The sequence below is a fragment of the Sulfoacidibacillus ferrooxidans genome (assembly GCF_022606465.1).
Classification (GTDB): domain Bacteria; phylum Bacillota; class Bacilli; order Alicyclobacillales; family SLC66; genus Sulfoacidibacillus; species Sulfoacidibacillus ferrooxidans.
On sequence record NZ_JALBUF010000038.1, the window covers coordinates 1 to 6,561 of the forward strand.

At 40.1% G+C, this 6,561-nt stretch carries 7 protein-coding genes; 2 read left to right on the forward strand and 5 right to left on the reverse strand.

From position 1 onward, the window contains the following. Positions 1-72: 72 nt before the first annotated feature. The 5 genes from MM817_RS16005 to MM817_RS16025 form a co-directional block, all read right to left on the reverse strand. Entirely contained in the window at positions 73-903 is an 831-nt protein-coding gene (locus MM817_RS16005; RefSeq protein ID WP_241716992.1) for an MFS transporter, read from the reverse strand. An 834-nt stretch (positions 904-1,737) separates the two neighbouring features. Further along, positions 1,738-2,229, reverse strand: a complete 492-nt coding sequence (locus MM817_RS16010; protein WP_241716994.1) for a PIN domain-containing protein — start codon at positions 2,227-2,229, stop codon at positions 1,738-1,740. Next, a complete protein-coding gene (locus MM817_RS16015) occupies positions 2,210-2,530 on the reverse strand; it encodes a UPF0175 family protein (protein ID WP_241716996.1) in 321 nt (106 codons plus the stop codon). The genes MM817_RS16010 and MM817_RS16015 overlap by 20 nt, the downstream gene beginning before the upstream one ends. A gap of 207 nt (positions 2,531-2,737) precedes the next feature. Further along, positions 2,738-2,944: a hypothetical protein gene (locus MM817_RS16020; RefSeq protein ID WP_241716998.1), complete on the reverse strand. Its 207-nt coding sequence runs from the start codon at positions 2,942-2,944 to the stop codon at positions 2,738-2,740. A 93-nt stretch (positions 2,945-3,037) separates the two neighbouring features. Continuing rightward, positions 3,038-3,604: a GNAT family N-acetyltransferase gene (locus MM817_RS16025; RefSeq protein ID WP_336605205.1), complete on the reverse strand. Its 567-nt coding sequence runs from the start codon at positions 3,602-3,604 to the stop codon at positions 3,038-3,040. A 1,080-nt stretch (positions 3,605-4,684) separates the two neighbouring features. Between MM817_RS16025 and pgaC the strand changes: the two genes are divergently transcribed. After that, positions 4,685-5,875: a poly-beta-1,6-N-acetyl-D-glucosamine synthase gene (gene pgaC / locus MM817_RS16030; protein ID WP_241717002.1), complete on the forward strand. Its 1,191-nt coding sequence runs from the start codon at positions 4,685-4,687 to the stop codon at positions 5,873-5,875. Further along, positions 5,835-6,338, forward strand: a complete 504-nt coding sequence (pgaD, locus tag MM817_RS16035; RefSeq protein WP_241717004.1) for a poly-beta-1,6-N-acetyl-D-glucosamine biosynthesis protein PgaD — start codon at positions 5,835-5,837, stop codon at positions 6,336-6,338. The genes pgaC and pgaD overlap by 41 nt, the downstream gene beginning before the upstream one ends. The last annotated feature ends 223 nt before the right edge of the window (positions 6,339-6,561 follow it).

Below are 6,561 nucleotides of genomic sequence, written 5' to 3' on the forward strand. Positions count from 1 at the left end.
TACAATCGCAACCGAATTCACTCAGCGCTTGGCTATAAAACACCCCAGCAGATGGAGGATCTATTGTCTGCGTCAGTTGCGTAAAATAGTTCTTCGATTTGTGTCCAGTAACTTGACAGAGGTCCAACCCAGACCAATTTGGACAGCAGATAAACCAGCTACTTGCTTCAGGTACAGAACGTACTCTCCGAGGAAAAAACTAAATCCAAAATTTTGGACTGATGTGTATATAACCATTTGCCGCAAGGGACGACTCGACCATACAATGTGTAATCCTACAAGGGGATTCGTCGTTTTGTGACTTGTTGTCACCCTCTTTGGGTAGTGTTTGGTGCTTACTATGCTAAACACAGAGAGGAACATGACTATACCAGCCGCGAGAAAGGCATGGAATAGACCTGTCGAAATAAGAATGCCAGCAAATCCTTTTGCCAGAAACTGCTGAATAGGCGCAATAATACCCATCCACGCATTCACTGTTGGCAAGTCTTCTTTCTCCACTGTTTGCGGCACAAGGGAGCGTGAAGCAGCCCTTGTAATTGCTATAAACAGATTCCATAGGAATACGAGTAGGAGTAGCAGTGGAATGGATTCGTGGTTACGTAACAGCAATCCAATTCCAATCGTGAAGAACGCCCCCACAACATTGCCTGCTACCATCAAGATAGCTGGGGAGAAGTTATCCGACAGCCATCCGAAAATGTAACTGCTGAGAATAGACCCGATACTTCCAACCGTATTGGCATATCCCAGTACAAATGCTGGATTCGGAAATGTTGTTGCCAACCACTGTATTGAAAATTGACCGATTCCATCTGCATTGGCAGTCAATAGTCGGGATATCCATAGCCGCCATACAAGAGGATACTCAGTGGCAATAGACCCAATCGTGCGCCTAACCAAAAAAATTGTCCTTCGTTCCTTGTAGGAAGTTCTTTTTATCTAGGAGTTTACGGTACATGAAGTCATACTCCATTCTATTCAAATAGAACACCTTCCGAATAAGTCGGTTGAATATTTCACTAATTTTAGATTTGTCATTTTGGGACTAAACGGCCCTGATGTTCAACAACACCGAAACAATCATTTTGAATCTTTATGCAACTACGGCTGCGGCTGGTGATGTCCGGCGCCCGTTACCACGACAACGTCATGCCTTTGAAGTGATTCGTAAATAGTAACCATCGGGGTCAAGTAGCCGAAAATCGGTCAATCCCCAAGGGCGAACCTCCAACGGTGCGTTAATCGGATAATCGATCTTCTGGACATTATTATATAGATCGGAGATCGTTCGTTGGTCATCTAAGTACTCTGGATACGCAACGATGTTAATCCCATACGCGAGTGCATGGCATTTTGCGAGCACGGCTGCTCTTTTAAAAACTCATGCCAATAAGTATGGGTGTAGTAGACGCGTATATAAAAATGTCATGATCACTTTTGTGCAAAAGAGGAACTTGGTAGAGTCGTAATCACCGTATAGTATTCCTTCTATTGGTGTCCACTATCTTATACTAGGTCCAGATTACAAGACTCGGCTACAACGCCTGAAGGATCTGAGTGTGAAGAAGGAGAACAAGTACGAGCAACTGAAAGAAATCCTCGAAAGATGCTCGCCCCTCACTCACGCTAAACGGCTGCAGATGATGGACGAGCTCAAAACCTCCTGGACCACGAATATACACGAAACGGGGATGAGGTCGATATTCAGGTGAAGTTTCGATAGCGATAACTTCATCATTCCTTTGCGTAATCGAGAACTTCCCGGTACAAACGGTCATTTAACCGAAATCCCTGGCTGGAGAGATCATCAAGGTACTTTTTAACTTCGGGAATAAGTTGCTTTGCTTTTGCAGCCAGTAAGACGCCAAGCGTTCCGGTACAATCCAGCTTGAATGTCTTAGCCAGCATTCTTGCCTGCCGATCGTCTAAAATGACTGTTGAAATCCCTTGTTCAACTGCGCCAATGATCACTTCCAACTCGCCACGATGCAAACGACCCGAAAGCTTCTCCACCAGTGCCTGGTCCTGAACTTCAAAAGAGTGGACTGCCCCCTGTTGCAAAGCAATTTCGAGTTGTTCCGCTCCGACTGCACCAGTATCATGTAGAATTTCGTCATGCACGGCTTGCGGAACCATGACTTCATCGAAGAGTTGCCCTAATATATGAAATGAGCCAATGGATGAAAGTGCAATAATGGGACTCGCGTTACATACGATTCTGGTCATTTCCCGGCTCCGAATCTCCCAAGAGTTTTTTGATAAACGTTGTGTCGTCTTTCAGATCTTCGTCCCCATAGTTGGCCCATGAAATATTTCGTTGGCGCAAGACATCGATGAATTGATTGAGGGATTGTCCGGCAATTTCTGCAGCCCTTGCCAGTGAAACAACATGGCCTGTGTAGAGTCCAATAGCAATAGAAATAATGACCCGTTCATCAGCTGTTTGTCCGATGCCAAGCTGATCGAGTACGGGAATTAACTCGGATGGAAGTTCGACTTGAAACTTGGATGGGTTAAGCGACATCATGAATCACCTCACAATTTTGAGCTTTCAGCGTTGTTACGTCATTTCAACCTGCACTTCCAGTATACATCACAGTTGGCGATGATGATTCTAAGCCGAGTGGCTTCAAGCCTATAAAGAACCACCCGTACGTATCCCGGGCAGGATACATTCAACCTCTGTCGAGTTCATCCATTGGCATATCCATAAAAACATGCCCAATACGATCTATTACGTTGCGCAGTCCGGTAGACCGCTGTCCTGATCCTCTGCTCCCAGCTTTAACGCACCGTGGTGCGTTAAGATGTCGTGAATTAGACTCGGTCTCCATACTTGCCACACTTCTGAATTCTCGTGAATTCTTCCAGCATAAATGCCTAGTAGTTGACTGAATTCCTTCATCTGATGTAGTCTAGAAATGAATTCTATCGGTTCCAAATCCGTGTTATCCCCTTTCTGATCACTACTGCTTTTTGACGATTTCTGCCCAAGAGTACAGTAAGCGAAGCAGACTTAAATTGAATATTCATGCTACGTTCGGTCGCTGCAAGTGTCTTCCCTTTCAAGCTCGTGATACGTCTGTCTCAGAATACCGTAGGCATCCAAGTCATAATATTGATCCCACTTGAGAACGTGCTGAACAAGGGTTCCTTCGTAATTCATCCCGATTTTCCTCATAACCTTTGAGGATGCAGGGTTGGAGGTAAATGCGAATGCGTAGATACGATTCAAATCCAGTTCTTCGAATCCGAATTTTACAAGTCTGCTTGCTGCTTCCGTCATGTACCCCTTTCCCCAATACGGACTGCCCGTCCAATATGCCATTTCTGCTCGTTTATACCTGGATGTGATACCAAGAGCAATGGCACCTACCAATGCATTATCGTGTTTACGAACGATAGCGAAATCATAATGAGTGCCTTCCTTGGCAACTTCATGCGAGCGATTGATAAAAGCCTCGGCGGCACCTTCTGGATATGGATGCGGAATATTTAGCGTGGTCTTCGCTATCTCATAGTCACCAGCCAATTCTCTTACTCTTTGTGCGTCATCAAGTTCAAATGGTCTCAAAATTAGATTGTCAGAGTAGAGGTTCACCAATAAGTCACCTTCCTTGTCCTTGGAAAATTCCCGCAATTATAATAGAATTTCAGGCTTAAGTGTTCATTTTCGTCTATTGTCGACGTTACTCCGTATCGAACTAAACTGCCCAATAGCGACATTACGGCTGTCTATAACCTATGCATACTTATGCAATATGGGATGTACTTATAGGTTAGAATACGATCTTCTAATCATAGATATTTTTGAATATACCACACTATTCAATTGGAAGATATACCTTTTACCATAAGCATCTTCATGAAAAAAATCGCCTAGCAAGTGGTAGACGGTGTTGATCTTGCTATATCTATTCGTTCTTCATCTGCTCAATCACTTCGATGGAAAGACCAGTTACTTTCGATATTTTCCCCACTGAATGGCCAAGTTTTAGCAACATACGTGCTCCTGGATTTCTATCAAGTTAATAGACACAAGAGGACGAACTCATAAAGCAATAAATTTGGATCAATGATCATGCATCACCACAGTAGTTATATTGTTATATTTTAATGGTGATACATCGAAAGTGTAAAAACAGTGAATCGATTAAGTGCCATGTTATTGGTTTCTACTAACTTGATAAAAATCCAGTTTACGGGTGAACTACCCGCAGAAAAACCTCGCGAGCAGTTTTTATGGAGATAGTCTAGAAACGGGTCACAACGTTACCTGGCAAGTATTTTTAAAATATTATAAATAGCACTAAAATTAATTGGTGCAATCCATATATGCTCCTATGACATGATGGTTATGCACACGACGATAGTGTTTTCCCGCTATATTATGCTGTTATGAGAATCGCGCGAAAAGCTGCCTATGAGAATATTTGGATAGCTGCTTTATTTGATGTATGACGAAATTAAAGTACAAGGCTAGATTAGCCCTTTGCCCAGCTATATGGTTACCTGTCACTTGTGACTTGCAAACATTTAGTTTAGACTATGTAATTAATAATTCTATAATTGACGGCTCACTTACTCAAATCTAGGAGGATATCATCTGCCTATTGCAAATTTTTACATTCCATTAATTTTCAATCCTATTCTTAGTTTTGTATTTTACTATCCACTTATTATGAGTATCATATGGATTTCATCTGGGATATTATTTTATTTTCGTCGAGAAAAAACGCCATCTTCCTTCACGCTTGATCAATTTCCTATGGTATCAATTTTAATTCCTTGTTTCAACGAAGCGGAAACCATTGTGGATACAATTCATGAGTTACAACCCTTGACCTATCCTAATTATGAAATAATTATAATTAATGACGGAAGTAAAGATCGATCGTTACATCATTTAAAGGTTCTAATTGAAATGTACCAAAATGTTAGAATCATTAATCTAAAAATGAACAGAGGTAAAGCTAATGCTTTAAAAATAGGCGTCATGGCATCACTTGGCCAAATAATCATTTCCCTTGATGCTGATTCAGTGCTTGATCGTGATGCTATACAACCATTAGTCATACATTTTATACGTCCTGGTGGAGAGCGCGTTGGAGCAGTGACTGGCAATCCGCGTGTTCGTAATCGAAGTTCCCTCTTAGCTAAGATTCAATTGGTCGAGTATTCAAGTATCATAGGTTTAATTAAGCGATCTCAACGAATTCTCGGGAAAATAATGACCGTATCTGGTGTCATCGTGGCGTTTCGAAAACGCGCTTTGATCGACTGTGGCTTATGGGATATTGATTTAATTACAGATGATATTGGTGTATCATGGAAATTACAACGTAGATTTTGGGATATTCGATATGAGCCAACTGCACTTTGTTGGATGCTAGTTCCTGAAACAGTAACTGGCTTATGGAAACAGCGGATTCGTTGGGCGCAAGGTGGCATTGAAGTTTTAATGAGACATTGGAAAATTATTTTTAGTTGGAAGCAACGGAGGTTTATACCTATTTTGCTTGAACAAATTATTAGTATATTATGGTCTTTTTGTTGGCTTATTTCAACAGTAATCATTATTGGTCAAATGATTTTCTCTAAACATTATTATGTGCCAATATTTTGGACGGGAACATATCTAGCCATTATTTCAATTATTCAAGTTTTTGTTGCATTAGTTTTGGATCATCGTTATGAACGTGGGCTCTTGAAATATTTTTTATGGAGCATTTGGTATCCTAGTATCTATTGGTATATCAATGCATTTGTTGTTATTTTTGCAATTCCAAAAGCTATCCTACACATGATAGCCGTTAAAAAAGGTCAAAAATATGCTGTGTGGGATAGCCCAGATCGGGGAATTAATATATGAAAAAAATTTAATAATTAATAAGAAACAAAAGAGAAGTAAAAAAATACTCGAATTGTTCATTACAATTGCTGGATGGGGATATATCATCGTCTTTACTATTCAAGTAATCATATCAATTTTGCTATGGGTTGTTGGTATTCACTATTTGCGTTATTTTATTTTATCGAATACTTATTATTCCACAACCATAGATTTGGTTATATTCACAATTGCTTGTGCTCTCATTGTTTTATCAATAGTAACTTACTGGTCTTATTACAATAAGTTTAAATATGGTAAATTGCAAAGACGAACAATACCAAGAGACGTAACTATTGTGGAATTATCTGAGATATTTTCCGTTTCGGAAGAATTTATTCATGATATTCAAAATAAAAAATGGATTGAATTTGATGGTGAACTTGAAAGCCTGCATGAAATAAATTTCATGCATGTATCCACAATCAAAGAAAAGACTACTTGATATCATTACGATAAAATTAAGCTCTCTGTTAATTCTGTTTTGTTGAATGAAAAGTCGAGTCATAACAAGAGTTTTTCCTGTGCTTTATAAAAATAATGGACCTAGTATAAAGTAGTGGACACAAAAAGGAGGACTGATAAACTATGATTGAAAGGTTGTGTCGGGAAATTGGGAACGAAACAAACTAGGTATACTGAAGAATGTAAGTCCATGATTGTTGACC